The following is a 26957-nucleotide window of genomic DNA, read 5'->3' on the forward strand; positions in this document are numbered from 1 at the left end:
CGGGGGCAAGCCCCCTCCCACATTTTTACTGCATTTCAACGTTGCAGGCGGGTTACGCCAGCTTCTCGAACTTCAAATCCCACACCCCATGCCCCAACTTCTCGCCACGGCGTTCGAACTTGGTGACTGGGCGCTCTGCCGGGCGCGGTACGCATTTGTCGTCTTCGGCCAGGTTGCGGTAGCCAGGGGCGACGTTCATCACGTCCAGCATGTATTCGGCATAGGGCTCCCAGTCGGTGGCCATGTGCAGGATGCCCCCCACTTTCAGCTTGCTGCGCACCAGTTCCGCGAAGGAAGCCTGGACGATGCGACGCTTGTGGTGACGGGCCTTGTGCCATGGGTCGGGGAAGAACAGCATCAGCCGGTCGAGGCTGTTGTCGGCAATGCAGCGGTTGAGCACTTCAATCGCGTCGCAGTCGTAGACCCGCAGATTGGTCAGGCCCTGGGTCAGCACGCCGTTCAGCAGCGCGCCGACACCCGGGCGGTGCACTTCTACACCGATGAAATCCTGGTCCGGCGCGGCGGCCGCCATTTCCAGCAGGGAATGGCCCATGCCGAAGCCGATTTCCAGGGAACGCGGGGCCGAGCGACCGAACACCTGGTCGAAGTCCACCGGCGCATCGGCCAGGGGCAACACGAACAGCGACGTGCCTTGCTGCAGGCCTTTTTGCTGGCCTTCGGTCATGCGCCCGGCGCGCATCACGAAGCTCTTGATGCGGCGGTGCTTGGACTCGTCGCCTGCTTCCACGGGGTTCGGCGTTTCGTTTGATTCAGTCATCAATAGCTCTTACTTGATCAGGCCATCCAGCGGCGAAGAGGCGCTGGCATAGAGTTTTTTCGGCATGCGCCCGGCGAGGTAGGCCAGGCGGCCCGCGACGATTGCGTGTTGCATGGCTTCGGCCATCATGATCGGTTGCTGGGCATGGGCAATGGCCGAGTTCATCAGCACCGCGTCGCAGCCCAGCTCCATGGCGATGGTAGCGTCGGAGGCAGTGCCCACGCCCGCATCCACCAGCACCGGGATCCTGGCTTCTTCAAGGATGATCTGCAGGTTGTAAGGATTGCAGATCCCCAGGCCGGAGCCGATCAGGCCAGCCAGCGGCATCACCGCGATGCAGCCGATTTCCGCCAGCTGGCGGGCGATGATCGGGTCATCGCTGGTGTAGACCATCACGTCAAAGCCTTCCTTGACCAGAGTCTCGGCGGCCTTGAGGGTTTCGATCACGTTGGGGAACAGGGTTTTCTGGTCGGCCAGCACTTCCAGCTTCACCAGGTTGTGGCCGTCGAGCAGCTCACGGGCCAGGCGGCAGGTGCGCACGGCTTCGATGGCGTCAAAGCAGCCGGCGGTGTTCGGCAGGAAGGTGTAGCGGTCCGGCGACAGCACTTCGAGCAGGTTCGGCTCGCCCTCGATCTGGCCGAGGTTGGTGCGACGTACGGCGAAGGTAACGATTTCGGCGCCCGAGGCTTCGATGGCCAGACGGGTTTCTTCCATGTCGCGGTACTTGCCGGTGCCGACCAGCAGACGGGACTGGTAGGTACGACCGGCCAGGACGAAGGGCTTGTCGCTACGAACGATGCTCATGGGAAATCCTCGTAATGGGGTGAGGTTCTGCAGAATGCGTTACGGCCGGGGCGACTAACCGCCGCCGATGGCGTGCACCACTTCGACACGGTCACCATCGCTGAGCGTGGTGCCTTCGTGCTGGCTGCGCGGGACGATATCCAGGTTGAGTTCCACTGCGACACGGCGCCCGGTGAGGTCCAGGCGGGTCAGCAGGGCCGCGACGGTTTCACCGTCGGGCAGTTCAAGGGGTTCGCCGTTCAACTGAATGCGCATGCCACGGGCCGCTATCGTTTTTAGGGGCCGGCATTCTAACGCGATTGGGCGCTGAAGGTCAGCTTCAAGCGTCAAGCGGTCAGTTGCAGGCGCCAGGCGAGCAAGCCGAGGAAAAACCAGCCGAGCAGGAACGCCAGCCCGCCGAACGGCGTGATGATCCCGAGTTTGCTGATGCCGGTCAGGGTCAACAGATACAGGCTACCGGAAAACAGCAAGATGCCGACCACAAATGAAATGCCCGCCCAGGTGACCAGTCGGCCAGGAATATGCGCGGCCAGCAGCGCCACGCCAAACAACGCCAGGGTGTGCACCAGTTGATACGTCACGCCGGTGTGGAAGATCGCCAGGTAGTCGGCGCTCAGACGGTTTTTCAGGCCATGGGCGGCGAACGCGCCGAGGGCGACACCGGTAAAGCCAAAAAAGGCAGCCAGCATCAGAAAGCTACGCAGCATGAGGAACTCCAGTCAGACTCATCGGGCAGGGTCTGTATAATGGCCCGCTCAACGGGTTCGGCCAAGCCATCTCTATGCTGCGTGTCCTTTTCAATCGCTTTCTCAACGTCGTGAAATGGTTCGCCATCGCCAGTGTGCTGCTGGTGCTGCTGTTTCGCGTCGTACCGCCGCCGTTCACTGCGCTGATGGTGGAGCGCAAGGTCGAATCCTGGATCGACGGCGAACCTATCGACCTGCAGCGCAGCTGGGTGGCGTGGGACGAGATTTCCGACGACCTCAAAGTGGCGGTGATGGCCGGTGAAGACCAGCGTTTCCCGCAGCACTGGGGCTTCGACTTTGGCGCGATCCAGGCGGCAATCGTGCATAACGAGCGCGGCGGCACGATTCGCGGCGCCAGCACCTTGAGTCAGCAGGTGTCGAAGAACCTGTTCCTGTGGACCGGCCGCAGCTATCTGCGCAAGGGCCTGGAAGCCTGGTTTACCGGGTTGATCGAAGTGCTGTGGCCCAAGCAGCGCATCCTTGAGGTGTACCTCAACAGCGTGGAGTGGGACGAGGGTGTGTTCGGTGCGCAAGCAGCGGCGCGGCATCATTTCGGAGTGAGCGCCAAAGGGCTGTCGCGTCAGCAGGCCAGCTACCTGGCGGCGGTGTTGCCGAACCCACGGGTGTGGAGTGCCAGCCATCCGACCGCCTATGTGGCGCGGCGCGCGGCGTGGATTCGCCAGCAGATGAGTCAGTTGGGTGGCGAGGGTTACTTGGTCGAGCTCAATAACTCCCGAAAAGCCCCCTGGTCCGACTGATACACCCAAAACAACTGTGGGAGGGGGCTTGCTCCCGATAGCGGTGGATCAGTCACTCATATGTCGACTGACACTCTGCTATCGGGAGCAAGCCCCCTCCCACATTTTGACCCAGCATTGCCAGCTGGATCAGGCGGCGATCGACAGCTTCAGCTTGTTCATCGCGCTTTTCTCAAGCTGACGAATCCGCTCGGCCGACACGTTGTACTTCTGCGCCAGGTCGTGCAGCGTGGCTTTTTCTTCCGCCAGCCAGCGCTGGTAGAGAATGTCACGGCTGCGGTCGTCCAGCACTTCCAGCGCTTCGTGCAGGTTGTGATTGGAGTTGTCGCTCCAGTCGGCGTCTTCCAGTTGACGCGCCGGGTCGTACCGGTGGTCTTCCAGGTAGTTGGCCGGCGATTGGAAGGCGCTGTCGTCGTCTGCTTCGGCAGCCGGATCGAAGGCCATATCATGGCCGGTCAGGCGACTTTCCATCTCGCGCACTTCACGGGGCTCCACGCCGAGGCTTTCGGCCACGCGGTGGACTTCCTCGTTGTTCAGCCACGCCAGGCGTTTCTTCTGGCTGCGCAGGTTGAAGAACAGCTTGCGCTGGGCCTTGGTGGTCGCGACTTTCACGATGCGCCAGTTGCGCAGGATGAACTCGTGGATTTCCGCCTTGATCCAGTGCACGGCGAACGACACCAGGCGCACACCCATTTCCGGGTTGAAACGCTTCACCGCCTTCATCAGGCCGACGTTGCCTTCCTGAATCAGGTCAGCCTGGGCCAGGCCGTAGCCGCTATAGCTACGGGCGATATGTACGACAAAACGCAGGTGGGCGAGCACCATCTGCCGAGCCGCCCCCAAATCCTGCTCATAGTAGAGACTCTCGGCCAGTTCACGCTCCTGCTCGGGCGTCAGCAAGGGAATGCTGTTTACCGTGTGCACATAGGCTTCCAGGTTTGCACCCGGGACCAAGGCATAAGCAGGTTGCAAAGAAGTGGTCATACGAAAAAACCTCCGACTCACATAACTCGTGCAGTTCAGCACTGCGAAAATTGACCGGGGAACCGTAGGACAAGTTCCCTAAACTGCTGACAAGGTCAATACAAACGAAACTACATTACCCTGACATTAACTACTTCGGTGCCAGCTCACGTAAGTGCCGTGCCACCGCAATCCACGCACCGATATACCCCAACAATACCGCGCCAAGCAAGAGGCTCAGACCATCGGCTACCGGCACCCCTGCCAGGGCAAAATCGCTGCCGTACAAGCCGGCAAGCCCGATAACTGCATCGTTCAGCCAGTCCAGACCAAAAGCCAGCACGCCCCAGGACAAAATCCCGGCACCAAAGCCATAAAGCGCGCCCATGTACAGAAAAGGACGACGCACATAGCTGTCCGTGCCGCCGACCAGTTTAATCACTTCTATCTCGGTGCGGCGGTTTTCAATATGAAGACGAATGGTATTACCTATCACCAAAAGTAATGCAGACACCAACAGCACCGTCAAACCGAACACGAAGCGGTCGCCCAGCTTGAGGATCGCGGCCAGGCGCTCTACCCAGACTAGATCAAGTTGCGCCTGTTGCACCTTGGGCATCTCTGCGAGTTTTTGTCGCAGGGCTTCCAGGGCCGGCTTGTCCACTTCATTGGGCGTCACCAGCACCACGCCCGGGAGCGGGTTCTGCGGCAGCTCTTTAAGCGCCTCGCCCAGGCCGGATTGTTGCTGGAACTCTTCCAGCGCCTGATCGCGGCTGATGTATTCGGCATCCGCCACGCCTGGCAGGTTCTTGATCTCGTCGCGCAGGCCCTCGCCGTCCTTGGTGCTGGCGTCGAGGTTCAAGTACAGGGAAATCTGCGCCGCGCGCTGCCACGAACCGCCCAGGCGCTCCACATTATTGAGCAGCAACGACAAGCCCATCGGCAGGCTCAGGGCCACGGCCATCACCAGGCAGGTGAAAAAGCTGCCGATCGGCTGCTTGCCCAGGCGACGCAGGCTGTCGAGCAGGCTGGCACGGTGGCTTTCGATCCAGGCACGCAACAGGGTGCCAAAGTCCGGGCCGTCGTCATCGTCGTGTTTTTTCTTTTTCGGTTGCGGGTCGGCCGGTTTCGGCGCCACGCGTTCGGATACTTTAGGGCTGCGTGTTGCACTCATACGCCAGCCTCCCCGTCGCCGATCAGACGACCGCGTTGCAGGGTCAGCATGCGATGGCGCATGCGCGCAATCAGCGCCAGGTCGTGGCTGGCGATCAACACGCTGGTGCCCAGCCGGTTGATGTCTTCGAACACCCCCATGATCTCGGCCGCCAAACGCGGGTCGAGGTTACCGGTGGGTTCATCTGCCAGCAGCAAGGCCGGGCGGTGGACGATGGCGCGCGCGATACCGACGCGCTGTTGCTGGCCGGTGGACAGGTCGCCGGGGTAGAGGTCGGTCTTGTCCGACAAGGCCACGCGCTCCAGGGCTGAATCCACCCGCTTGACGATCTCGGCCTTGGACAGCCCGAGAATCTGCAGGGGCAAGGCAATGTTGTTGAACACCGTGCGGTCGAACAGCAACTGGTGGTTTTGAAACACCACGCCGATCTGACGGCGCAGGAACGGAATCTGCGCATTGCTGATGGTGGCCAGATCCTGTCCCGCCAGCAGCAGCTTACCGGTGGTCGGGCGCTCCATGGCCAGCAGCAGGCGCAACAAGGTGCTCTTACCGGCGCCGGAATGCCCGGTCACGAACAAAAACTCGCCCCGCCGTACTCGAAAGCTCAGCTCATGCAAGCCCACATGCCCGTTGGCGTAGCGTTTACCGACCTGTTCGAATCGAATCATGAACGCTCCCGCTCGGCAAACAGTGCCTGTACAAAGGGTTCGGCTTCAAAGGTGCGCAGGTCGTCGATGCCTTCACCGACGCCGATATAACGAATCGGCAACCCGAACTGCTTGGCCAGGGCGAAAATCACACCGCCCTTGGCCGTGCCGTCGAGCTTAGTCAATGCCAGGCCGGTCAGTTGCACCGTCTGGTTGAATTGTTTGGCCTGACTGATGGCGTTCTGCCCGGTACCGGCGTCCAGCACCAGCAGCACCTCATGCGGGGCGTCGGCGTCGAGCTTGCCGATCACGCGGCGGACTTTCTTCAGCTCTTCCATCAAATTGTCTTTGGTGTGCAGGCGGCCGGCGGTGTCGGCGATCAACACATCGATGTTCCGGGCCTTGGCGGCCTGCACGGCATCGAAAATCACCGACGCGGAGTCGGCACCGGTGTGCTGGGCGATCACCGGGATCTTGTTGCGCTCGCCCCACACCTGCAGTTGCTCAACGGCAGCGGCACGGAAGGTGTCGCCGGCGGCGAGCATGACTTTCTTGCCTTCGGACTGCAGTTTTTTCGCCAGCTTGCCGATGGTGGTGGTCTTGCCGGCGCCGTTGACGCCTACCACCAGGATCACGAACGGCTTCTTCGGGGTGATCACCAGCGGCGCTTCAACGGGTTTAAGCATGGCGGCCAGCTCGGCCTGCAAGGATTTGTACAACGCGTCGGCGTCGGTCAGCTGCTTGCGGGCGACTTTCTGGGTCAGGCTCTGGATGATCACGGCGGTTGCTTCGACGCCTACGTCTGCGGTGAGCAGGCGGGTTTCGATGTCTTCCAGCAGCTCGTCATCGATGGTCTTCTTGCCGAGGAACAGGCTGGCCATGCCCTCGCCGATACTGGCGCTGGTTTTGCTCAGACCTTGCTTGAGACGGGTGAAAAAGCCGGTTTTGCTGGTTTCAGCGGCCGGCTCTTCGATGACGGCAGGCGCGGGGGCCTCGACGGCGGGTGGCGTCTGCACGACTGTCGCTACGGGTTCAACCACCGTAGGAATAGGCGGCGCTACGTGCTCAACCTGCACATCTTCAACCAGCGCTACCGGCTCTTCAGCCATCGGCAGTGGCGGCCACGGCTTGTGCTCTGGCTCTGGCTCTGGCTCTGGCTCTGGCTCTGGCTCGACCGCAGGCTGCAGCACCGGCTCGGCCATCGGCAACACCGTCGGCGCCGGTGTTTCGGCTACCGGCTCGGCTTCTACTATAGGCTCAGGGATAGGTTCAGGTTGAACCTGTGGCTGTTCGACGACGGTTTCCTGCGGCTTTTTGCGCAGCCATCCGAACAGGCCTTTCTTCTCGCCAGCCGCAGCTGGGGTCTTCTTGTCGTCGTTGGAACCAAACATGGAGACGGCTATCTCAAGGTAGCGACGCGCCAGCAGGCGCTTCGGTAAATAAAATTCGATGCGTAACAGACTGTTTTTTAGCCAGCTCGTTCATGCGCAACATTTTGAAGGCCAAAATAGAGCCTCAACAAGACAGCCGCAGTGGCCGCCCCTAAGTCGGATCGGTATCCTAGCACCTCCTCGCCCGCCGACGCTAAGACCAAGCGGGCAGTCCAACAGGTTAAAAAACGAATGAATGCTCTAGCCCGCCGCGCCGCAGGCCTGCTGCTCAGCACAGTTTGTCTGCCCCTTTCAGCTTTGGCTGCCGACCCACAACCCACCCACGAATTCACCCTCGACAACGGCCTCAAGGTGGTCGTGCGCGAAGATCATCGCGCGCCGGTGGTGGTTTCCCAGGTCTGGTACAAGGTCGGCTCGAGCTACGAAACCCCGGGCCAGACCGGTTTGTCCCATGCCCTGGAACATATGATGTTCAAAGGCAGCGCCAAGGTCGGCCCCGGCGAAGCCTCGCTGATCCTGCGCGACCTGGGCGCTGAAGAAAACGCCTTCACCAGTGACGACTACACCGCTTATTACCAGGTGCTGGCCCGCGACCGCCTGGGCGTGGCCTTCGAGCTGGAAGCCGACCGCATGGCCAGCCTGCGCCTGCCGGCCGATGAGTTCAGCCGCGAAATCGAGGTAATCAAGGAAGAGCGCCGCCTGCGCACCGACGACAACCCGATGTCCAAGGCCTATGAACGCTTCAAGGCCATGGCCTTCCCGGCCAGCGGCTATCACACGCCCACCATCGGCTGGATGGCTGACCTTGAGCGCATGAAGGTCGAGGAACTGCGCCACTGGTACCAGGCCTGGTACGTGCCGAACAACGCGACCCTGGTGGTGGTCGGCGACGTCACGCCGGACGAGGTGAAAAACCTGGCCCAGCGCTACTTCGGCCCGATCCCCAAGCGTGACGTCCCGCCAGCCAAGGTCCCGAAGGAGCTGGCCGAGCCCGGCGAGCGCCTGCTGACCCTGCATGTTCAAACCCAGCTGCCCAGCGTATTCCTCGGTTTCAACGTGCCGAGCCTGGCCACTGCCGAGGACAAGCGCTCGGTACAAGCCCTGCGCCTGATCTCGGCCCTGCTCGACGGCGGTTACAGCGCGCGTATCTCCGAGCAGTTGGAGCGGGGTGAAGAACTCGTCTCCGCCGCGTCCACCGATTATGACGCCTTCACCCGCGGCGACACGCTGTTCATGCTGACCGCCACGCCCAACCAGCAAAAGAAAAAAACCGTCGCCCAAGCCGAAGCCGGCCTGTGGCGCCTGCTGGAAGAACTCAAGGCCAAGCCGCCAACCGTCGAAGAGCTGGAACGCATCCGCGCCCAGGTGATTGCGGGCGTGGTCTACCAGCGCGACTCCATCACCGCCCAGGCCACGGCAATCGGCTCGCTGGAGACCGTCGGCCTGTCCTGGAAGTTGATGGACACCGAGCTTGCCGACCTGCAAAGCGTGACCCCGGAAGATATCCAAAAAGCTGCACGCACCTATTTCACCCGCGAACGTCTGAGCGTCGCCCATGTTTTGCCTGAGGAGACCGCTCATGAGTGACCGCAAGAGCAACCGCCTGATTCTGCCCGGCCTGATCGCCGTCACCTTGATCGCGGCCGGTGCCGTGTACCTGTTGCGCCCGAGCGAGTCGGTCGCCAGCCAGGCGCTGGACAAGGCCCAAACGGCCAACACACTGCAATCGCTGGCTGAACTGGACGGCAAGGCGCCGACCAACCGCAAGCTCGACGTGCAAACCTGGAACACCGCCGAAGGCGCAAAGGTGCTGTTCGTCGAAGCCCATGAACTGCCGATGTTCGACGTGCGTATCCTGTTCGCCGCCGGCAGCAGCCAGGACGGCGATGTGCCGGGCCTGGCCGTGATGACCAACGCCATGCTCAACGAAGGCGTGCCGGGCAAGGACGTCAGCCAGATCGCCAGCGGCTTTGAAGGCCTGGGGGCCGACTTTGGCAATGGCGCCTATCGCGATATGGCCCTGGTGTCCCTGCGCAGCTTGAGCGACAGCGACAAACGCGATGCCGCACTCGCGCTGTTCGATGACGTGATCGGCAAGCCGACCTTCCCGGCCGACTCACTGGCACGCATCAAGAATCAGATCCTGGCCGGCTTCGAATACCAGAAACAGAATCCCGCCAAGCTGGCCAGCATCGAGCTGTTCAAGCGCCTGTACGGCGACCATCCGTATGCCCACCCAAGCGAAGGCACGCCTGAAAGCGTGCCGGCGATTACCGTGCAACAGTTGCAGGCATTCCACGCCAAGGCTTATGCGGCAGGCAATGCAGTGATCGCGGTGGTGGGCGACCTGACCCGCGCCGAAGCCGAAGCCATGACCGCCAAGGTCTCTACCGCGTTGCCCAAGGGCCCGGCCCTGGCGAAGATTGCCCAGCCAACCGAGCCAAAGGCCGGCCTGAGCCGCATCGAGTTTCCCTCCAAGCAGACCCACCTGCTGTTTGCCCAGTTGGGCATCGATCGCGCCGACCCGGACTACGCTGCACTGTCCCTGGGCAACCAGATTCTGGGCGGCGGCGGTTTCGGCACACGGTTGATGAGCGAAGTGCGTGAAAAACGCGGCCTCACCTACGGCGTGTACTCCGGCTTCTCGCCGATGCAGGTGCGCGGCCCGTTCATGATCAACCTGCAGACCCGCGCCGAAATGAGCGGCGGCACGTTGCGCCTGGTCGAAGACGTCGTGGCCGACTACCTCAAGACCGGCCCCACCCAGAAGGAGCTGGATGATGCCAAGCGCGAACTGGCCGGCAGCTTCCCGCTGTCCACCGCGAGCAACGCCGATATCGTCGGGCAGCTTGGCGCCATGGGTTTCTATAACCTGCCGCTGAGCTATCTGGAGGATTTCATGAAACAATCCCAGGCCCTGACCGTGGAGCAGGTCAAGGCTGCAATGAACAAACACTTGAGCGCCGACAAGATGGTCATCGTGACCGCCGGCCCGACGATTGCGCAAAAGCCACTACCGCCCCCCACTGATAAACCTGCCGAGCAGCCGCTCGGGGTTCCGGAGCATTAATGGCCAGTTCATCTCGCCCGAAAAAACCTGTCCACAACGTACATAACGGTGTGGGCCAACTGCGCATCATTGGCGGTGAATGGGGCAGCCGCAAGCTGAGCTTCCCCGATGTCGTGGGCCTGCGCCCGACGCCAGATCGCGTGCGCGAAACCTTGTTCAACTGGCTTGCGCCCTACATCGGCGGCGCCAAGGTGCTCGACCCGTTTGCGGGCAGTGGCGCGCTGTTCCTGGAGGCGCTGTCCCGTGGCGCCTCCCAGGCCCAGGCGCTGGATGCGAGCAATGTGGCGGTGTCCAGCCTCAAGGAACACCTGGGCACGTTGCGCTGCACCAACGGCCAGGTTCAGACCGCCGACGCCTTGCGCTACCTGGAAACCCAGGCGGCCAGCGAATACGACGTGGTGTTCCTCGACCCACCGTTCAACCAGAACCTGCTGCCGACCGTGTGTGCATTGCTGGAAGAACGCCAATGGTTGGCGCCGGATGCGTGGGTCTACACTGAAAGCGAGACGGCGCCGTCGACGCTCGGCCTGCCGGGGAGCTGGCGCTTGCACCGTGAGCAGAAGTCCGGGCGGGTTTATTACGCGTTGTGGCACCGCACCCTGTAGGAGCGAGCTTGTCAGGCAGCGAGTATTTCATGACGGCATCTGTGGACCGCTTCACCCCCGCCTTCGGCCTCGGCAACCCCCATCTGCAAACGCTGTGGGGGCCGCTATGGCGTCCCACCACGCATATCGAGCGTCAGCGCGAACGCCTGTGGCTGGAAGACGGCGACTTTCTGGACCTCGACTGGCACGGCCCACATGACGTGCACGCGCCTGTGGTGCTGGTGCTGCACGGGCTGACCGGCTCGTCCAACTCGCCCTACGTCGCCGGCCTGCAAAAGGCGCTCGCGGCCCAAGGCTGGGCCAGCGCAGCCTTGAACTGGCGCGGTTGCTCAGGCGAGCCGAATTTGTTGGCCCGCAGCTACCATTCCGGTGCCAGCGAAGATCTGGCGGCAGCGATTGCCCATCTGCGTGCCAAGCGGCCGTTGGCGCCTTTATATGCGGTGGGTTATTCCTTGGGCGGCAACGTATTGCTCAAGCACCTGGGGGAAACCGGCGACGCCTCCGGGCTGCAAGGCGCGGCGGCGGTATCGGTGCCGTTTCGCCTGGATCAATGCGCGGACCGTATCGGGATTGGCTTTTCGCGGGTGTATCAGAAGCACTTTATGCGCGAGATGCTGGCTTATATCCGCGTCAAGCAACGCCAGTTTTTGCAGGACGGCCGACAAGACGGGCTCAACACCCTGGAGGCGTTGGGTTCGCTTGAGAAAATGCGCACGTTCTGGGATTTCGATGGCCGGGTCACCGCGCCGCTGCACGGTTTCCTCAGCGCCGAGGATTACTACCGCCGCGCCTCGAGTCGCTATTACCTGGGCGCTATCCGCACGCCAACGTTGATTATCCAGGCGGCGGATGACCCGTTCGTGTTTGCCCACAGTTTGCCCGAAGCCAGTGAGCTATCAGACTGTACCGAGTTCGAGCTGACGGACAAGGGCGGGCATGTGGGGTTTGTAGAGGGTTCGCTGAAACGCCCCGGCTACTACCTGGAACGCCGCATCCCCCAATGGCTACTGGCACAACACGGATAAAAATGTGGGAGGTCCCACTAAGTCTTCGACGTAGCGCTGTCGCGCATCAAACTGGTTCATCGTAAGGTTGAAGAACGCGTGCGGGGCAAAGGCCGTAGCCAACACTGGTGTGACAGCACCCGAGTGGGAGAGTGGCCTGCACGGTATCGGCGTGGAGTCAATGTCGGCACAGCAAAGCTGTGACCACGTATAAGAGAGTGAATCCGCTCGCCACCGTGTACCCCGCCCGCGTCGTTCAATCCTGCGAGGAATTGTCATGACGCGCAAGAACCAAAAGCGTTTTGAGGTTATCCATCCGGACTGCGCTGCCGTTGATGTGGGCGGCAGTGAGCATTTGGCCGCTGTTGATCCGACCAAATGCGATGATCCGGTTAAGCGGTTTTCAACCTTCACCGATGATTTGCATGCCATGGCCGATTGGTTTGAATCCATGGGCGTCAAGGTGGTGGCGATGGAGGCGACTGGAGTTTATTGGATCCCGCTCTTTGAAATACTCGATAGACGAGGGTTTGAAGTCTATCTCGTGAATTCCCGTGCGACTCGGCAAATAACCGGTCGCAAGTCCGACGTACTGGATTGTCAGTGGATCCTTCAGCTCATGACGCACGGTCTGCTGCGAGGCGCTTTTCGACCCTCGGACGATGTGTGTTCATTGCGCTCATTGGTCCGTCAGCGTGGCAATAAGGTCCGTGACCAAGCCAAGGCCCTTAACCGGATGCAAAAGGCTTTGGTCCAGATGAACATCCAACTGGCTCAAGTCATCAGCAACATTGCCGGGGTGACAGGCATGAGTATTTTGCGGGCAATCGTTGATGGAGAACGTGACCCCGAAGTACTTGCCATGCTCAGAGACAAGCGCGTCAAAGCCGACCAGGCCACTGTCGCCCGAAGTTTGCGGGGTAACTGGCGAGCTGAGCATTTGCATGCACTGAGTCAGGAACTGGCGGCTTACGACTTCCTTGAAAAACAGATTGGTGAATGCGATCAAGCTATTGCTTTTGCGCTTGAGCGGTTGCCTGCTCTTCAAGACGATGTCGTGCTCCCAGCTAAAACGCTGCGCAACCCACACCGCTCCACTGAGCAGCAATTGACCCTGCACCGAGCGCTGAATAAGGTGATGGGGGTGGATTTAACCGCAATTCCTACCATCGGCATCGATACGGCTTTGGTTTTGGCCAGCGAATTGGGATCGGACTTGTCACGGTTTCCGACCTCACAGCACTTCTGTTCCTGGCTGGGCCTCGCGCCGCCAACGCGAATTTCGGGAGGAAAACCCTTGCCCGGGAAATCTCTAAAAGTGATTAACCGAGCTGCACAGGCTTTAAAGCAAGCCGCTTCTATCGCACGCAATGATAAAAGCTTTATCGGAGCAAGCCATCGGGCGCGCCTAACCCGAATGGATACCTGCTGCGCAATCAAGGCGACAGCGCATCAACTGGCCCGGCTGATTTACGCGATGCTGACTAAAGGTCAACCGTACGTTGAAAAAGGAATCGAGGAGTTTGAAGAAAAAAGCCGTGACCGGCAGATGCGCGCCTTGGAGCGCAAGGCGCGTAAGTTGGGAATGCAGCTGGTTAAAGCGGCTTGAAATTAAGAGCAAAAACAATGAGTTATTTTTTGTTTGATAAGAGGGGGGCTTGCCCTAATGCCAGTCAGTTAAGGACGAACACTGTACCTGTGGCGAGGGAGCTTGCTCCCGCTGGGCCGCGAAGCGGCCCCAAAAATGGGACTGCTGCGCAGTCCAGCGGGAGCAAGCTCCCTCGCCACAGGTTACTTTTTACCCTTTCTACTTCTTAACTGACTGGCATTAGGGCTTGCCCCCGATTGCAGTGGATCAGCTAAAGATAAGCTAGCTGATACTCCGCTATCGGGGGCAAGCCCCCTCCCACATTTTGATTGGGTTCGCAGGCCGATTGCTCAGTCGCCAGTGGCAATTTCCCGCGCTGGATCCGTAATCCACTCACTCCAAGATCCCGCATACAACTTGCCCAACGGGTACCCCGCCAAGCTCAACGCAAACAGGTTATGGCACGCCGTCACACCCGAACCGCAATACGCCACCAGCTCATCCGGCGACCGGCCCTGCAACTGCGCAGCAAAACGCTGTTTGAGCTGCTCAGCCGGCAAAAAGCGCCCATCACTGCCCAGGCTTTCATTGAAGGCCGCGCATTGAGCGCCTGGAATATGCCCGGCGATCGGGTCGATTGGCTCCACATCGCCACGAAAACGCGCCTGGGCGCGAGCATCGATCAACGTCATGCCCGGTTCGCCCAGGCGTTTCTGTAACTGCTCGGCATCGAGCACCAATCGATTATCCGGCGTACCGGCAAACGTGCCTGGTTCAATCACCGGCGCATCCAGGCTCAATGGGAAGCCCGCCGCGTGCCACGCCTTGAGGCCGCCATCCAGGATAAACACACCCTCGCGCTTGCCGAGCCAGGCCAGCAACCACCATGCCCGAGCCGCAAAGGCCCCTGGGCCGTCGTCATACAGCACCACGTCGGTATCAGCGCTGATGCCCCACGCCTGCAATTGCTGAATGAAGGCGTGCGCCGCGGGCAGCGGGTGACGGCCGGTCACGCCCTTGATCACCGGGCCGCTGAGATGGCGCTCCAGGTCGGCATATTGCGCCCCTTCGATATGCCCTTCGGCATAGCTGCACAGGCCGTAATCCGGGTCTTCCAGGGCGAAACGGCAATCGAGGATCACCAGCCCGGCCGACGTTTGGCGCTCGGCTAATGCCTGGGGGCTGATCAGTTGGGCAAGCGGCATGACTGACTCCTGTGCATACAAAGGGGAAAGGTCTTACTTCACTTCTTCCAATGCCTGGTTCAATGGCACGTAAAACTCTTTGAACAACCCATCCACCGCCGTTTTTGCCTGAGGCGTGACAAACCCCGCCTCCAGCACCAGCACCTGATAGACCCCACGTTTTATCGCTTCGGCGCTCAAATGAGTGGAATTTTCATTGGTGGTGCACAGGAAACGCACCCACGAGGTCAGGATGATCCAGGCATTGAGGGTCAGGGCCTCGGTTTGCACCGGGTCCATCGTGAGGATGCCGGCGTCGACAAAGCCCTGGTAGATTGCCCCGCCCTGGATCAGGCAGCGCTGGGAGAACCGCCGATAGCCCGTGGCCAGCTCGGGGTCGCTTTCCAATAAATGTTCGAGGTCGCGGTGCAGGAAGCGGTAGCGCCACATGCCGGCCAGTACCGCCTGCAGGTAAAAGCGCTTGTCTTCCACCACCATCGCCCGCCCCTGAGGCGGGCGTAGGAAACTGTCCACCAGCGCTTCGTATTCACGGAACAGCACGGCGATAATCGCCTGCTTATTGGGGAAGTGGTAGTACAGGTTGCCCGGGGAAATTTCCATATGGGCAGCGATATGGTTGGTGCTGACACTGCGCTCGCCCTGCTGGTTAAAAAGCTCCAGGCTGGTTTGCACAATTCGCTCGCTGGTCTTTACTCGTGGTGCCATAGGGCTCAGCTTCCAAACACATGATGAGGCATCTTACGGCCTATCCGGGTCAGGATAAATCTGGTTGTTACTGCAATGTTATTTGACAATTTAGAGTAATGACTCTAAAAATCCAGGCAGACCTATAACAACCGGGACCGCGCCATGTCTGCCAACGTTGCCTACCTGCAGCAATCCCAGGCGCTGGATCAACTCCAGATCCTGTTCGACGCCCAACGTCGCGCCTATGCCGCCAACCCGATGCCGCCGGCCGCGCAACGCCAGCAATGGCTCAAGGCCCTGCGCGATGTGCTCAGCGATGAACGCCAGGCGCTGATCAATGCGATCAGCCAGGACTTCAGCCATCGCAGCGCGGACGAAACCCTGTTCGCCGAACTGATGCCCAGCCTGCACGGCATTCACTACGCGAGTAAACACCTCAAAGGCTGGATGAAACCTTCTCGGCGTGCTGTAGGCATTGCCTTTCAGCCCGCGTCGGCCAAAGTCATTTACCAACCGCTGGGTGTGGTCGGCGTCATCGTGCCGTGGAACTACCCGCTGTACCTGGCTATCGGTCCGCTGGTCGGCGCCTTGGCCGCCGGCAACCGGGTAATGCTCAAGCTCAGCGAATCCACGCCGGCCACCGGCGAACTGCTCAAGGCATTGCTGGCAAAAATCTTCCCCGAGGACCTGGTGTGCGTGGTGCTCGGCGAAGCTGACGTCGGCGTGGCGTTTTCCAGGTTGCGTTTCGATCATCTGCTGTTCACCGGCGCCACCAGCATCGGCAGGCATGTGATGCGGGCCGCCGCCGAACACCTCACCCCGGTCACCCTGGAGTTGGGCGGCAAATCGCCGGCCATTGTTTCCGCCGATGTGCCGCTCAAGGACGCCGCCGAACGTATCGCCTTCGGCAAGGCCTTGAACGCCGGCCAAACCTGCGTGGCGCCCGACTATGTGCTGGTGCCGGAGGAACGTGTGGACGATTTTGTCGAGGCTTACGCCAACGCGATTCGCGGGTTTTATCCGACCCTGGCCGACAACCCGGACTACACCGCCATCATCAACGAGCGGCAACTGGCCAGGCTCAATGCCTACGCCAAGGATGCCACCGACAAGGGCGCCACCCTGATTCCGCTTTACGACCTGGGCCAGGCACGCCGTATGGCCCATAGCCTGTTGCTGAATGTGAGCGACGACATGACGGTCATGCAGGACGAGATCTTTGGTCCGCTATTACCGATCGTGCCCTATCGCGGCATCGACCAGGCCTTTGCCTACATCAACCAACGCCCTCGCCCGCTGGCCCTGTATTACTTCGGCTACAACAAACGCGAACAGGACCGTGTGCTCCACGAGACCCACTCCGGCGGCGTGTGCCTGAACGACACCCTGCTGCACGTGGCCCAGGACGACATGCCATTCGGCGGCATCGGCCCCTCTGGCATGGGCCACTACCACGGCCACGAAGGTTTCCTGACGTTCAGCAAGGCCAAGGGCGTGCTGGTCAAACAGCGTTTGAACGCGGCGAAGCTGATCTACCCGCCCTACGGGAAGACCATCCAGAAGTTGATCCAGAAGCTGTTTATCCGCTGATAACCTCACCTGCGGGACAAAAAAACAATGAACCCCAGCCTGACTGAAACACCTGCGCTGTCGCGGCGCAGCGTCTTGAAAATCGGCCTGTGCGCCAGCGCGTTCCTGGCCACCGCCGGGCTGGGGGCGAGCCTCAGCGGCTGCTCGAGCAGCACGCCGGCCAGCGGCTTTGCGCTGTTGCGGACCAGTGACCTGCCATTTTTGCGCGCGGTCATCCCGGTACTGCTGGAAGGCGCAGCCAGCGCCCAGGCCGTCAGCGCCGGGATTGAAGACACCCTGAAAAAGCTCGACTACAGCCTGCAGCACCTGTCACCCGAGATGTTCAAGCTCACCCAGCAGCTGTTCGATGTGCTCGGCATGGGCATTACCCGAGGCCCCCTGACGGGTATCTGGGGCAGCTGGGAAAACGCCAGCGCGGAGCATATCCGCAACTTCCTGCAGCGTTGGGAAAACAGCTACCTGAACCTGCTGCGCATGGGCCAGGGCTCGCTGCTCAAGCTGGTGACCATGGCCTGGTACTTCCGGCCCGAGTCATGGGCTCATTGCGGCTATCCCGGCCCGCCGAAAATCTGATTTGCATCCCCAACAATAAAAACCAGAGACGAACCTGATGCCCGTACCCGATCTATTCCGCGACGGCATGGCCCGCGGCTGGAAAACCCACAACGGCGCCGCCCTCGACAGCGACCTGACCCTGGAAGCCGACGTAGCCATCATCGGCAGCGGCGCCGGTGGCGGCACCACCGCCGAAATCCTCAGCGCCGCTGGCTACAAGGTGCTGTTGATCGAAGAAGGCCCACTCAAGACCAGCAGCGATTTCAAGCTGCTGGAAGACGAAGCCTATGCCAGCCTGTACCAGGAAGGAATCGGCCGCATGAGCAAGGACGGTGCGATTACCATCCTGCAGGGCCGGGCGGTGGGCGGCACGACGCTGATCAACTGGACCTCCAGCTTCCGCACACCGGATGCCACCCTCGCCCATTGGGCCAGCGACTACGCGGTGAAGGGCCATAGCAGCGCCGAGATGGCGCCGTGGTTCGAGACCATGGAGCAGCGCCTGGGCATCGCGCCATGGGCCTTGCCGCCCAATGCCAACAACGACGTGATCCGCAAAGGCTGCGAAAAGCTCGGCTACAGCTGGCACGTGATCCCGCGCAATGTGCGCGGTTGCTTCAACCTGGGTTATTGCGGCATGGGCTGCCCGGTCAATGCCAAGCAATCGATGCTGGTGACCACCATCCCCGCCACGCTGGAGAAAGGCGGCGAGCTGCTCTACCTGGTTCGCGCCGAGCGCCTCAAATACAGCGGCGACATGATCAGCAGCCTGGAATGCGTGGCCATGGATGAGCGCTGCGTGGCGCCTACCGGCCGCAAGATCACCGTGAAGGCCAAACACTACGTACTCGCGGGCGGCGGCATCAACAGCCCGGCATTGCTGATGCGCTCCGGCGCGCCCGACCCGCATTCGCGCCTGGGCAAACGCACCTTCCTGCACCTGGTGAATTTCTCCGCCGGGTTGTTCGACGAGGTGATCAACCCGTTCTACGGTGCGCCACAGTCGATCTATTCCGACCACTTCCAGTGGCAGGACGGCACCACCGGTAAAATGTCCTACAAACTAGAAGCTCCGCCCCTGCATCCAGGGCTGGCCACCACCCTGTTCGGCGGCTACGGCGCGCAGAACGCCTTGGACATGAGCCAATTGCCCCACACCCACGCCATGCTCGCACTACTGCGAGACGGCTTTCACCCCGACAGCCCTGGCGGCGCAGTGGAATTACGCGGTGACGGTACGCCGGTGCTCGACTATCAGGTCTCGCCCTATGCCTGGGACGGCCTGCGCCGGGCCTTCCACAGCATGGCCGAGATTCAGTTCGCGGCGGGCGCCAAATCGGTCAAGCCCCTGCATCACGACGCCCGGTACGTGAATAACCTGGCAGACGCACGTAGTTTGATCGACGGTTTGAGCCTCGAGCTGCATCGCACCACCCTGGGCAGCGCCCATGTGATGGGCGGTTGTGCCATGGGCGAAGACCCGAAAAACGCAGTGGCCGATAGCCTCGGGCGCCATCACCAACTGCGCAACCTGTCGATTCACGACGGCTCTCTGTTCCCCACCAGCATTGGGGCAAATCCCCAATTGTCGGTGTATGGATTGACTGCCCAACTGGCGTCGGCTTTGTCCGAACGTCTGAAAACAGCGTGAAAAATCGCAGGATCCACGGCATCTATCTACATAAGTCGACTTGGCCGACCGGGATGGCTGCGATACCATCCGGTTCCCCAACGGACTCCGCCAGGACGACGCGATGAACCGAGTGTTGTACCCAGGTACCTTCGACCCGATTACCAAAGGCCATGGCGATCTGGTCGAACGTGCCTCTCGCCTGTTCGACCATGTGATCATCGCGGTTGCCGCCAGCCCCAAGAAAAACCCGCTGTTCCCGCTGGAACAACGCGTGGAGCTGGCCCGTGAGGTCACCAAGCACCTGCCTAACGTAGAAGTGGTGGGCTTTGCGACGCTGCTGGCGCATTTTGCCAAGGAGCAGAACGCCAATGTGTTCCTGCGTGGCCTGCGCGCGGTGTCGGATTTCGAATATGAATTCCAGCTGGCCAACATGAACCGCCAACTGGCGCCGGACGTGGAAAGCCTGTTTCTGACGCCGTCGGAACGTTACTCGTTCATTTCCTCGACGTTGGTGCGCGAAATCGCTGCTTTGGGCGGAGATATCACCAAGTTCGTGCATCCGGCCGTTGCGGACGCGCTGACGCTGCGCTTCAAGAAGTAACACCGCTCAACCGGCGCCCGCTCGCGCTGCGGGCGCCAATGCGGCACAATTGCGCGCATTAGTTTTCAGATGCCTTGGCTGACGGCCCTGGCAGGAGTTTTCATGTCCCTGATCATCACCGACGATTGCATCAATTGCGACGTCTGCGAACCCGAGTGCCCGAACGCTGCGATTTCCCAGGGCGAAGAGATCTACGTGATCGACCCCAACCTGTGCACCCAGTGCGTCGGCCACTACGACGAGCCCCAATGCCAGCAGGTGTGCCCGGTGGATTGCATTCCATTGGATGAAGCCCATCCGGAAACGGAAGAGCAGTTGATGGAGAAGTACCGGAAGATTACCGGTAAGGCTTGAGGCTATTCAGCGCCTGTAAGGGCCTCATCGGGGGCAGTCGAATCGTCGCACCGCCCCTCCCACATTTGAAATGCGTTCACATGTGGGAGGGGGCTTGCCCCCGATGGCGATATCAGCCATCACACACCCATCAGCTCTGACACTTGGGACAAAACACACTCGCCCGCTGCCCCAGCACCACATTGCGCAACTCGGTCCCGCAGACCTTGCACGCCGCGCCGCCCCGGCCATAAACGAACAACTCCTGCTGGAAATACCCCGGCTGCCCATCGCCACCGATAAAGTCGCGCAACGTGGTACCGCCGCGCTCGATGGCTGCCGCCAGCACGCGCTTGATCTCGATCGCCAGCTTCAGATAACGCCCCCGCGATATACCGCCCGCCGCGCGACGCGGATCGATTCCCGCCGCAAACAGCGCTTCCGTCGCATAGATATTGCCCACGCCCACCACCACCGCGTTATCCATGATGAACGGCTTCACCGCCATCGACCGCCCACGGGACAGCTGGAACAAGCGCTCGCCATCAAACAGCGCGGTCAACGGCTCCGGCCCCAGGCGGATCAGCAGCGCGTGGTTGTGCGGGTCCTGGCTCCAGAGCATCGCGCCAAAGCGCCGGGGGTCGGTGTAGCGCAGGGCCAGGCCGGATTCCAGCTCGATATCCACATGTTCATGCTTGGCCGCAGGCATGCCGACTTCAACCAGGCGCAGGTTGCCCGACATGCCCAGGTGGCTGATCAAGGTGCCCACTTCGGCATTGATCAACAGGTACTTGGCGCGCCGCTCCACCAGCACGATGCGCTGCCCGGACAGGCGCACATCGAGGTCTTCCGGGACCGGCCAGCGCAGGCGGCGCTCACGCACCACCACCCGGCTGACGCGCTGGCCCTCCAGGTGAGGGGCAATCCCGCGCCGGGTGGTTTCGACTTCTGGTAACTCAGGCATGTGTACCTCGGGAAGAAAGGCTCAGTGCGCGCCCAGCTCGCGGATCGACAACTTCAGGCTTTCGAAGTCGTAGTCCGACAGGCCCACGTAATCCAGCACCAGGTGGCCGATCGCCTCCCATTCACGGTCGACGGTCTGGTTGCCCAGCACGCGATAGGACGAACAAATGTGCTCGGCCATTTTCAGAATCGCCAGCAGGTTTTTAAGCACCGGGTTACGCGACGACTCATCGCTGAAAATCGCCAGGGCGTTGTGGTGATTGGCGATGGCGTCGGTCACATGCTCCGGCAGGCGCCAGGATTTGGCGGTGTAATAGCCCACCACGGCATGGTTGGTGTTGAACGCGTTGTTCTCGGTGTCGACCACGCGGCAATCCGGGCCGGCATTGGCGTAGCCCTGCTCCAATACCGTCATGTAGTTGGGGAACCGCTTGAGCATCAGCGGTACGCCGCAATCGTGGAACAGGCCCAGGGCATAGGCTTCGTCGACCGCTTGAGCGCCGGTGCGCTTGGCCAGGGTCAGGCAGGTCATGGCCACGTCCTGGGCCGTGTCCCAGAAGCGGTTGAGCGTGACGATGGTGTCATCGCTCATCTCGCCTTTGATCGACAACGCATTGATCAGGTTGATCACCGAACGGCTGCCCAGCAGGTTCACCGCGCGCTGGATCGAGGCGATCTTGTTGCTCAGGCCGTAATACGGCGAGTTGACGATTTTCAGCAGCGCGCCGGACAGGCCCGGGTCCTGGGCGATCAAACGGGCGATCACTTCCAGGTCCGGGTCGGGCATGTACTGTTCCATCTGCAAATCCACCATGATTTGCGGCTGGGGCGGCACGCTGATGCCTTGCAGCACCTGCTGAATCTGTTCGGCGGAAAGCTCTTGGGACATAAGTACACACTCTGGGCTAGGCGGGGATTCTAACCCTTATGCAGACGTGGCCGACACCCACAAACCGAACTGAAACCGGATCAAATGTGGGAGGGGGCTTGCCCCCGATTGCGGTATATCAATGAAAGATGAGCTGACTGATCCATCGCTATCGGGAGCAAGCCCCCTCCCACATGTCCGGCGGCGCCGCCAAGTCATACACAACACGGTATACTCCCGCTCTTTTTTCCGGAGCGACGTCATGTCCCTGCCAAGCCTGCGTCTCAAAGCCAACGCCGATCGTCGTTTGCGCAACGGCCACCTGTGGGTCTACAGCAACGAAATCGACGTGGCCGCCACCCCACTCCACGGCTTCCAGGCAGGTGACCAGGCTATCCTGGAAGCGGCCGGCGGCAAGACCCTCGGCATCGTGGCCATGAGCCCGAACAACCTGATCTGCGCCCGCCTGCTGTCGCGCGACATCAAGTTGCCGCTGGACAAGTCGCTGCTGGTGCACCGCATCAACGTCGCGCTGTCGCTGCGTGATCGCCTGTTCGACAAGCCGTTCTATCGCCTGGTCTACGGTGATTCCGACCTGCTGCCGGGCCTGGTGGTCGACCGTTTCGGCGACATCCTCGTCGTGCAGATCGCCTCGGCGACCATGGAAGCCCATAAAGAAGACGTGATCGCCGCGCTGACCCAAGTGCTCAAGCCGAGCGGCATCCTGTTCAAGAACGACTCCGCCGCGCGCGACGCCGAAGGCCTCAACCGCTACGTCGAAACCGTGTTCGGCCTGGTGCCGGAGTGGGTAGCGCTGGAAGAAAACGGCGTGAAATTCGAAGCCCCGGTGATCCAGGGCCAGAAAACCGGCTGGTTCTACGACCACCGCATGAACCGCGCACGCCTGGCGCCGTATGCCAAGGGCAAGCGCGTACTCGACCTGTACAGCTACATCGGCGGTTGGGGCGTGCAAGCCGCGGCTTTCGGCGCCAGTGAAGTGTTCTGCGTCGACGCCTCCGCTTTCGCCCTCGATGGCGTCGAGCGCAATGCCGCGCTGAACGGCGTCGCCGAGAAAATGACCTGCATCGAAGGCGACGTGTTCGAAGCGCTCAAGGAACTCAAAGCCAGCGAAGAACGCTTCGACGTGATTGTCGCCGACCCACCCGCCTTCATCAAACGCAAGAAAGACATGAAAAACGGCGAAGGCGCCTACCGCCGTCTGAACGAGCAAGCCATGCGCCTGCTCAGCAAGGACGGCATCCTGGTCAGCGCCTCGTGCTCCATGCACCTACCCGAAGACGACCTGCAAAACATCCTGCTGACCAGCGCCCGCCACCTGGACCGCAATATCCAGATGCTCGAACGCGGCGGCCAGGGCCCGGACCATCCGGTGCACCCGGCGATCGTCGAGACGCGCTATATCAAGAGCATTACCTGCCGGTTGTTGCCGAACAGTTAACACCGGAACCTCCCTTGTAGGAGCGAGCTTGCTCGCGAAAAACCAACAGGCGACGCGCGCTGCCTGATAGCGCTGCGTTATCGTTTACGTTTTTCGCGAGCAAGCTCGCTCCTACAGGAAGACGGTGTAGAATCGGGCCTATTCATCGCCAGTCATCCCCCGGCGGGTTTATGAGCTCAAGGCCAATGCGCACGGCGATCCCGTCACGTTTGCGGCAACTTCCGGACACCAGTGCCATTTTTCGGGTGTTCCAGACGTCAATAGAAGCTCACTCCCCTTTGATACCTGATTAGCCGCCCGGAGTGCTCCATGCCAGATTACCGCTCGAAAACATCCACCCACGGCCGCAACATGGCCGGCGCGCGCGCACTGTGGCGTGCCACGGGGATGAAAGATGACGACTTCAAGAAGCCGATCATCGCGATTGCCAACTCGTTCACCCAGTTCGTCCCCGGCCACGTCCACCTCAAGGACCTGGGCCAATTGGTCGCCCGCGAGATCGAACGCGCCGGCGGCGTGGCAAAGGAATTCAACACCATCGCCGTGGACGACGGCATCGCCATGGGCCATGACGGCATGCTGTACTCGCTGCCGAGCCGCGAGATCATCGCCGACTCCGTGGAGTACATGGTCAACGCCCACTGCGCCGACGCCATCGTGTGCATTTCCAACTGCGACAAGATCACCCCCGGCATGCTGATGGCCGCCCTGCGCCTGAACATCCCGGTGATCTTCGTCTCCGGCGGCCCGATGGAAGCCGGCAAGACCAAGCTTGCCTCCCACGGCCTCGACCTGGTCGACGCCATGGTCATCGCCGCCGATTCCAGCGCTTCTGACGAGAAGGTCGCGGAATACGAGCGCAGCGCCTGCCCGACCTGCGGTTCATGCTCCGGCATGTTCACCGCCAACTCGATGAACTGCCTGGTGGAAGCCCTGGGTCTGGCCTTGCCGGGCAACGGTTCGACGCTGGCCACCCACAGCGACCGCGAGCAACTGTTCCTGCAGGCTGGCCGCACCATTGTCGAGCTGTGCAAGCGCTACTACACCGAGAACGATGAGTCGGTATTGCCGCGCAATATCGCCAACTTCAAGGCGTTCGAAAACGCCATGACCCTGGACATCGCCATGGGCGGTTCCACCAACACCATCCTGCACTTGCTGGCTGCCGCCCAGGAAGCCGAGATCGACTTCGACCTGCGCGACATCGACCGCCTGTCCCGTCACGTGCCGCAACTGTGCAAGGTCGCGCCGAACATCCAGAAATACCACATGGAAGACGTGCACCGCGCCGGCGGGATCTTCTCGATCCTGGGCTCCCTGGCCCGTGGCGGCCTGCTGCACACCGACCTGCCGACTGTGCACAGCACGTCCCTCGCCGAAGGCATCGCCAAGTGGGATATCACCCAGACTGACGACGAAGCCGTGCACACCTTCTTCAAGGCAGGCCCTGCAGGCATTCCGACCCAGACCGCGTTCAGCCAGTCGACCCGCTGGGACACCCTGGACGACGACCGTGAAAACGGCTGCATCCGCAGTGTCGAGCACGCCTATTCCCAAGAAGGCGGCCTGGCCGTGCTGTACGGCAACATCGCCCTCGACGGTTGCGTGGTGAAGACTGCCGGTGTGGACGAGTCCATCCATGTGTTCGAAGGCCGCGCCAAGATCTACGAAAGCCAGGACAGCTCGGTGCGCGGCATCCTGGCTGACGAGGTCAAAGAAGGCGACATCGTAATCATCCGCTACGAAGGCCCTAAAGGCGGCCCGGGCATGCAGGAAATGCTCTATCCAACCTCATACCTCAAATCCAAAGGCCTGGGCAAGGCCTGCGCCCTGCTCACCGACGGCCGCTTCTCCGGCGGCACCTCGGGCTTGTCTATCGGCCACGCTTCGCCGGAAGCCGCTGCCGGTGGCGCGATCGGCCTGGTGCAGGATGGTGACAAAGTGCTGATCGACATTCCGAACCGTTCGATCAACCTGTTGATCAGCGATGAAGAACTGGCCGCACGCCGGGTCGAGCAGGACAAGAAAGGCTGGAAGCCGGTGGAGAAGCGCCCGCGCAAAGTCACTACCGCGTTGAAGGCTTACGCCCTGTTGGCGACCAGTGCCGATAAAGGCGCTGTGCGTAACAAGGCGATGCTAGACGGACTGTAAGCCTCGCCCATGAAAATGCCCCGCACTTGGCGGGGCATTTTTTTGCCTGGACAAAACCTCCAGCACACAGAAAATCAAAATGTGGGAGGGGGCTTGCCCCCGATGGCGGCGAGTCAGTCAACACATCATTGACTGTTACACCGCTATCGGGGGCAAGCCCCCTCCCACATTTACCGATGTACACCCGTGATTACTGAATATCCTCCGGCTTGACGATCACCCAGTTCTTGTCCGCCGTCACCGGCAACCCTTCCTTGGCCTGCGCCGCCGCATGCTTGGCCATCATGCCGTTGAGCTGAGTCATGTATTTGTCCTTGCGGTTGATCCACAAATGAATGCCGCCCTTGGCCACGTCCACATCGTGGAACAGCATGTAACCGTCGCTGGTCGGGGTGTCGCCGCCGACGATCACCGGTTTTTTCCACTCGTCGATGTACGTGAGGATCGCCGCGTGTTTGCCGGCCATCCAGGTCGCCGGGGTCCACAGGTACGGCGTGAGTTCCAGGCCAAGGTTGGCCTTCTCGTCGTATTTGCCGGCGGCGATCTGTTTGCGCGCGGTGGTCAGTTCGCCCGTGCTGCGGTCTTTGAGCAGGGTGGTCACGCCGATGACGTTTTCGGGTTTGACGTTGTAGCCGTACTTCGGATCGGCGGCGACCATGCGCACCAGTTCCTCCGAGGCGGCAGTCATCACATACACGTCGATGCCGTTTTCCATCAGCTTGTTGTACAGCTCGGCCTGGCCGGTGAAGACTTTTGGTGGCTGCACTTCGGATTTCTTCACTGCGTCGCCTTCAAAATAGGTGACGGGCACAGGCTTGTCGGAGGCCATCAACTCGTCGACCTGGACCTTGAGTTCCTTGAGGGTGAAGCCGGAAAACACCTGGGCCACCCACGGGTAGCACACCATGTCGTCCACTTCGCAGAGGCGATAGTAGTAGCTGAACAGGCTTTCCTTGTGGTCGGCGGTGTCTTTGAACGGCATCAGCTTGAGCGAAGGGTCGAGGCTGTCGCGGGTGATCAGGCCCTTGTTCTCCATGTACGGCAGCAGGGATTCTTCAAGGTCGTAGCGGTAGCTGGTGTTGTCCATGTCGAACACTGCGAAATTGCCCTTGTTGGCATTGGCAGCGATCATCTCGTTCAATTGTTTGGCGGCAGGCGCCGGCCAGTGTTTCAACTCGGTGGCGGCCAGCGCCTGGCTGGCGAGCCCAAGGCAGAGAGCGGCGGCAAGCAATTTCGGCGCGAGCTTCATAAGCGTTCCTTCCTGAGTGAAAGACATCGACGCTAACAAATCTGTGTGACAGTCCTCGCGTCGAGCACGACGGCCTGCGTCCTGATTCCGCCAACGGCATACGCGGCAGCGTCAAACGCTTATTCCAAAAACGAC

26 protein-coding genes are annotated in these 26957 nt (G+C 61.1%); 13 read left to right on the forward strand and 13 right to left on the reverse strand.

All coding sequences use genetic code 11. The annotated features are described in order from the left end of the window. Positions 1 to 52: 52 nt before the first annotated feature. The 4 genes from trmB to C4J93_RS25315 all read right to left on the reverse strand — a co-directional run bounded on the left by trmB (position 53) and on the right by C4J93_RS25315 (position 2289). On the reverse strand, positions 53 to 778 hold the full coding sequence (gene trmB / locus C4J93_RS25300; RefSeq protein WP_124430709.1) for a tRNA (guanosine(46)-N7)-methyltransferase TrmB: 726 nt from the start codon (positions 776 to 778) through the stop codon (positions 53 to 55). 9 nt (positions 779 to 787) lie between these two features. Then, positions 788 to 1582 carry a thiazole synthase gene (locus tag C4J93_RS25305; protein ID WP_124364814.1) on the reverse strand — a complete coding sequence of 265 codons (795 nt, stop codon included), beginning with the start codon at positions 1580 to 1582 and terminating at the stop codon, positions 788 to 790. A gap of 54 nt (positions 1583 to 1636) precedes the next feature. After that, on the reverse strand, positions 1637 to 1837 hold the full coding sequence (gene thiS, locus C4J93_RS25310) for a sulfur carrier protein ThiS (RefSeq protein ID WP_124430710.1): 201 nt from the start codon (positions 1835 to 1837) through the stop codon (positions 1637 to 1639). Positions 1838 to 1908: 71 nt separating this feature from the next. After that, entirely contained in the window at positions 1909 to 2289 is a 381-nt protein-coding gene (locus tag C4J93_RS25315; protein WP_124372177.1) for a DUF423 domain-containing protein, read from the reverse strand. Between the two features lie 74 nt (positions 2290 to 2363). On the opposite strand from C4J93_RS25315, the gene mtgA reads away from it, so the two are divergent. Beyond that, positions 2364 to 3086, forward strand: coding sequence for a monofunctional biosynthetic peptidoglycan transglycosylase (gene mtgA / locus C4J93_RS25320; protein ID WP_124430711.1), 723 nt, complete (start codon positions 2364 to 2366; stop codon positions 3084 to 3086). A gap of 129 nt (positions 3087 to 3215) precedes the next feature. On the opposite strand, the gene rpoH is transcribed toward mtgA, so the two are convergent. The 4 genes from rpoH to ftsY all read right to left on the reverse strand — a co-directional run bounded on the left by rpoH (position 3216) and on the right by ftsY (position 7261). Beyond that, positions 3216 to 4070 carry an RNA polymerase sigma factor RpoH gene (gene rpoH / locus C4J93_RS25325; RefSeq protein WP_003176698.1) on the reverse strand — a complete coding sequence of 285 codons (855 nt, stop codon included), beginning with the start codon at positions 4068 to 4070 and terminating at the stop codon, positions 3216 to 3218. Positions 4071 to 4200: 130 nt separating this feature from the next. Continuing rightward, positions 4201 to 5223: a permease-like cell division protein FtsX gene (gene ftsX / locus C4J93_RS25330; protein ID WP_124430712.1), complete on the reverse strand. Its 1023-nt coding sequence runs from the start codon at positions 5221 to 5223 to the stop codon at positions 4201 to 4203. Then, positions 5220 to 5891, reverse strand: coding sequence for a cell division ATP-binding protein FtsE (gene ftsE / locus C4J93_RS25335; RefSeq protein ID WP_003213784.1), 672 nt, complete (start codon positions 5889 to 5891; stop codon positions 5220 to 5222). The genes ftsX and ftsE overlap by 4 nt, the downstream gene beginning before the upstream one ends. Beyond that, positions 5888 to 7261 (reverse strand): signal recognition particle-docking protein FtsY, encoded by a 1374-nt coding sequence (ftsY, locus tag C4J93_RS25340; RefSeq protein ID WP_124430713.1) that lies wholly within the window; start codon positions 7259 to 7261, stop codon positions 5888 to 5890. Before ftsY ends, ftsE begins: the two co-directional genes overlap by 4 nt. A 231-nt stretch (positions 7262 to 7492) precedes the next feature. Here ftsY and C4J93_RS25345 point away from each other — a divergent pair, with 231 nt between their 5' ends. The 5 genes from C4J93_RS25345 to C4J93_RS25365 all read left to right on the forward strand — a co-directional run bounded on the left by C4J93_RS25345 (position 7493) and on the right by C4J93_RS25365 (position 13549). After that, the gene (locus C4J93_RS25345) at positions 7493 to 8848 is read left to right on the forward strand and encodes a pitrilysin family protein (protein ID WP_124430714.1); all 1356 of its coding nucleotides are present in this window, start codon (positions 7493 to 7495) and stop codon (positions 8846 to 8848) included. After that, positions 8841 to 10331 (forward strand): pitrilysin family protein, encoded by a 1491-nt coding sequence (locus tag C4J93_RS25350; protein ID WP_124430715.1) that lies wholly within the window; start codon positions 8841 to 8843, stop codon positions 10329 to 10331. Before C4J93_RS25345 ends, C4J93_RS25350 begins: the two co-directional genes overlap by 8 nt. Beyond that, positions 10331 to 10936 carry a 16S rRNA (guanine(966)-N(2))-methyltransferase RsmD gene (gene rsmD, locus C4J93_RS25355; RefSeq protein ID WP_124364821.1) on the forward strand — a complete coding sequence of 202 codons (606 nt, stop codon included), beginning with the start codon at positions 10331 to 10333 and terminating at the stop codon, positions 10934 to 10936. Before C4J93_RS25350 ends, rsmD begins: the two co-directional genes overlap by 1 nt. A 29-nt stretch (positions 10937 to 10965) precedes the next feature. Then, a complete protein-coding gene (locus C4J93_RS25360) occupies positions 10966 to 11961 on the forward strand; it encodes a hydrolase (protein WP_124430716.1) in 996 nt (331 codons plus the stop codon). Positions 11962 to 12217: 256 nt separating this feature from the next. Continuing rightward, complete coding sequence (locus tag C4J93_RS25365; RefSeq protein WP_124430251.1) at positions 12218 to 13549, forward strand: IS110 family transposase; 1332 nt, start codon at positions 12218 to 12220, stop codon at positions 13547 to 13549. Positions 13550 to 13878: 329 nt separating this feature from the next. On the opposite strand, the gene C4J93_RS25375 is transcribed toward C4J93_RS25365, so the two are convergent. Beyond that, the gene (locus C4J93_RS25375; RefSeq protein WP_124430718.1) at positions 13879 to 14733 is read right to left on the reverse strand and encodes a sulfurtransferase; all 855 of its coding nucleotides are present in this window, start codon (positions 14731 to 14733) and stop codon (positions 13879 to 13881) included. Between the two features lie 33 nt (positions 14734 to 14766). After that, positions 14767 to 15438, reverse strand: coding sequence for a TetR/AcrR family transcriptional regulator (locus tag C4J93_RS25380; protein WP_124368709.1), 672 nt, complete (start codon positions 15436 to 15438; stop codon positions 14767 to 14769). A gap of 144 nt (positions 15439 to 15582) precedes the next feature. Between C4J93_RS25380 and C4J93_RS25385 the strand changes: the two genes are divergently transcribed. The 5 genes from C4J93_RS25385 to C4J93_RS25405 all read left to right on the forward strand — a co-directional run bounded on the left by C4J93_RS25385 (position 15583) and on the right by C4J93_RS25405 (position 20153). Continuing rightward, positions 15583 to 17010 carry a coniferyl aldehyde dehydrogenase gene (locus C4J93_RS25385; protein ID WP_124430719.1) on the forward strand — a complete coding sequence of 476 codons (1428 nt, stop codon included), beginning with the start codon at positions 15583 to 15585 and terminating at the stop codon, positions 17008 to 17010. 27 nt (positions 17011 to 17037) lie between these two features. After that, on the forward strand, positions 17038 to 17583 hold the full coding sequence (locus tag C4J93_RS25390; RefSeq protein WP_124430720.1) for a twin-arginine translocation pathway signal protein: 546 nt from the start codon (positions 17038 to 17040) through the stop codon (positions 17581 to 17583). A 37-nt stretch (positions 17584 to 17620) separates the two neighbouring features. Then, on the forward strand, positions 17621 to 19216 hold the full coding sequence (locus tag C4J93_RS25395; RefSeq protein WP_124430721.1) for a GMC family oxidoreductase: 1596 nt from the start codon (positions 17621 to 17623) through the stop codon (positions 19214 to 19216). Between the two features lie 103 nt (positions 19217 to 19319). Continuing rightward, positions 19320 to 19799: a pantetheine-phosphate adenylyltransferase gene (gene coaD, locus C4J93_RS25400; RefSeq protein WP_049711086.1), complete on the forward strand. Its 480-nt coding sequence runs from the start codon at positions 19320 to 19322 to the stop codon at positions 19797 to 19799. A 102-nt stretch (positions 19800 to 19901) separates the two neighbouring features. Beyond that, positions 19902 to 20153, forward strand: a complete 252-nt coding sequence (locus C4J93_RS25405) for a YfhL family 4Fe-4S dicluster ferredoxin (protein ID WP_003195146.1) — start codon at positions 19902 to 19904, stop codon at positions 20151 to 20153. A gap of 130 nt (positions 20154 to 20283) precedes the next feature. Here the strand turns inward: C4J93_RS25405 and mutM are convergent, their stop codons facing one another. Both mutM and C4J93_RS25415 read right to left on the reverse strand, forming a co-directional pair. Continuing rightward, positions 20284 to 21096 (reverse strand): bifunctional DNA-formamidopyrimidine glycosylase/DNA-(apurinic or apyrimidinic site) lyase, encoded by an 813-nt coding sequence (gene mutM / locus C4J93_RS25410; RefSeq protein WP_124430722.1) that lies wholly within the window; start codon positions 21094 to 21096, stop codon positions 20284 to 20286. 21 nt (positions 21097 to 21117) lie between these two features. After that, positions 21118 to 21930: an HDOD domain-containing protein gene (locus C4J93_RS25415; protein ID WP_177413555.1), complete on the reverse strand. Its 813-nt coding sequence runs from the start codon at positions 21928 to 21930 to the stop codon at positions 21118 to 21120. 295 nt (positions 21931 to 22225) lie between these two features. Here C4J93_RS25415 and C4J93_RS25420 point away from each other — a divergent pair, with 295 nt between their 5' ends. Together C4J93_RS25420 and ilvD are read left to right on the forward strand one after the other, a co-directional pair. Continuing rightward, positions 22226 to 23422 (forward strand): class I SAM-dependent rRNA methyltransferase, encoded by a 1197-nt coding sequence (locus C4J93_RS25420; protein WP_053127951.1) that lies wholly within the window; start codon positions 22226 to 22228, stop codon positions 23420 to 23422. A 309-nt stretch (positions 23423 to 23731) separates the two neighbouring features. After that, the gene (ilvD, locus tag C4J93_RS25425) at positions 23732 to 25573 is read left to right on the forward strand and encodes a dihydroxy-acid dehydratase (protein ID WP_057723488.1); all 1842 of its coding nucleotides are present in this window, start codon (positions 23732 to 23734) and stop codon (positions 25571 to 25573) included. 190 nt (positions 25574 to 25763) lie between these two features. Here the strand turns inward: ilvD and C4J93_RS25430 are convergent, their stop codons facing one another. After that, positions 25764 to 26822, reverse strand: a complete 1059-nt coding sequence (locus C4J93_RS25430; protein ID WP_124430724.1) for a haloacid dehalogenase-like hydrolase — start codon at positions 26820 to 26822, stop codon at positions 25764 to 25766. Between the last annotated feature and the right edge of the window lie 135 nt (positions 26823 to 26957).

It is taken from the genome of Pseudomonas sp. R2-37-08W (assembly GCF_003851705.1).
Lineage (GTDB): Bacteria > Pseudomonadota > Gammaproteobacteria > Pseudomonadales > Pseudomonadaceae > Aquipseudomonas.

Bases quoted from the DNA above. Each gene is read 5' to 3' on its own strand.
- mutM (WP_124430722.1), bottom strand. From the start codon at position 21,096: ATGCCTGAGTTACCAGAAGTCGAAACCACCCGGCGCGGGATTGCCCCT.
- trmB (WP_124430709.1), bottom strand. From the start codon at position 778: ATGACTGAATCAAACGAAACGCCGAACCCCGTGGAAGCAGGCGACGAG.
- rsmD (WP_124364821.1), top strand. From the start codon at position 10,331: ATGGCCAGTTCATCTCGCCCGAAAAAACCTGTCCACAACGTACATAAC.
- ftsE (WP_003213784.1), bottom strand. From the start codon at position 5,891: ATGATTCGATTCGAACAGGTCGGTAAACGCTACGCCAACGGGCATGTG.
- C4J93_RS25360 (WP_124430716.1), top strand. From the start codon at position 10,966: ATGACGGCATCTGTGGACCGCTTCACCCCCGCCTTCGGCCTCGGCAAC.
- C4J93_RS25395 (WP_124430721.1), top strand. From the start codon at position 17,621: ATGCCCGTACCCGATCTATTCCGCGACGGCATGGCCCGCGGCTGGAAA.
- C4J93_RS25420 (WP_053127951.1), top strand. From the start codon at position 22,226: ATGTCCCTGCCAAGCCTGCGTCTCAAAGCCAACGCCGATCGTCGTTTG.
- mtgA (WP_124430711.1), top strand. From the start codon at position 2,364: ATGCTGCGTGTCCTTTTCAATCGCTTTCTCAACGTCGTGAAATGGTTC.
- C4J93_RS25390 (WP_124430720.1), top strand. From the start codon at position 17,038: ATGAACCCCAGCCTGACTGAAACACCTGCGCTGTCGCGGCGCAGCGTC.
- C4J93_RS25375 (WP_124430718.1), bottom strand. From the start codon at position 14,733: ATGCCGCTTGCCCAACTGATCAGCCCCCAGGCATTAGCCGAGCGCCAA.
- C4J93_RS25315 (WP_124372177.1), bottom strand. From the start codon at position 2,289: ATGCTGCGTAGCTTTCTGATGCTGGCTGCCTTTTTTGGCTTTACCGGT.
- coaD (WP_049711086.1), top strand. From the start codon at position 19,320: ATGAACCGAGTGTTGTACCCAGGTACCTTCGACCCGATTACCAAAGGC.
- C4J93_RS25305 (WP_124364814.1), bottom strand. From the start codon at position 1,582: ATGAGCATCGTTCGTAGCGACAAGCCCTTCGTCCTGGCCGGTCGTACC.
- ftsX (WP_124430712.1), bottom strand. From the start codon at position 5,223: ATGAGTGCAACACGCAGCCCTAAAGTATCCGAACGCGTGGCGCCGAAA.
- C4J93_RS25380 (WP_124368709.1), bottom strand. From the start codon at position 15,438: ATGGCACCACGAGTAAAGACCAGCGAGCGAATTGTGCAAACCAGCCTG.
- C4J93_RS25405 (WP_003195146.1), top strand. From the start codon at position 19,902: ATGTCCCTGATCATCACCGACGATTGCATCAATTGCGACGTCTGCGAA.
- ilvD (WP_057723488.1), top strand. From the start codon at position 23,732: ATGCCAGATTACCGCTCGAAAACATCCACCCACGGCCGCAACATGGCC.
- C4J93_RS25345 (WP_124430714.1), top strand. From the start codon at position 7,493: ATGAATGCTCTAGCCCGCCGCGCCGCAGGCCTGCTGCTCAGCACAGTT.
- ftsY (WP_124430713.1), bottom strand. From the start codon at position 7,261: ATGTTTGGTTCCAACGACGACAAGAAGACCCCAGCTGCGGCTGGCGAG.
- C4J93_RS25430 (WP_124430724.1), bottom strand. From the start codon at position 26,822: ATGAAGCTCGCGCCGAAATTGCTTGCCGCCGCTCTCTGCCTTGGGCTC.
- C4J93_RS25365 (WP_124430251.1), top strand. From the start codon at position 12,218: ATGACGCGCAAGAACCAAAAGCGTTTTGAGGTTATCCATCCGGACTGC.
- C4J93_RS25350 (WP_124430715.1), top strand. From the start codon at position 8,841: ATGAGTGACCGCAAGAGCAACCGCCTGATTCTGCCCGGCCTGATCGCC.
- rpoH (WP_003176698.1), bottom strand. From the start codon at position 4,070: ATGACCACTTCTTTGCAACCTGCTTATGCCTTGGTCCCGGGTGCAAAC.
- thiS (WP_124430710.1), bottom strand. From the start codon at position 1,837: ATGCGCATTCAGTTGAACGGCGAACCCCTTGAACTGCCCGACGGTGAA.
- C4J93_RS25385 (WP_124430719.1), top strand. From the start codon at position 15,583: ATGTCTGCCAACGTTGCCTACCTGCAGCAATCCCAGGCGCTGGATCAA.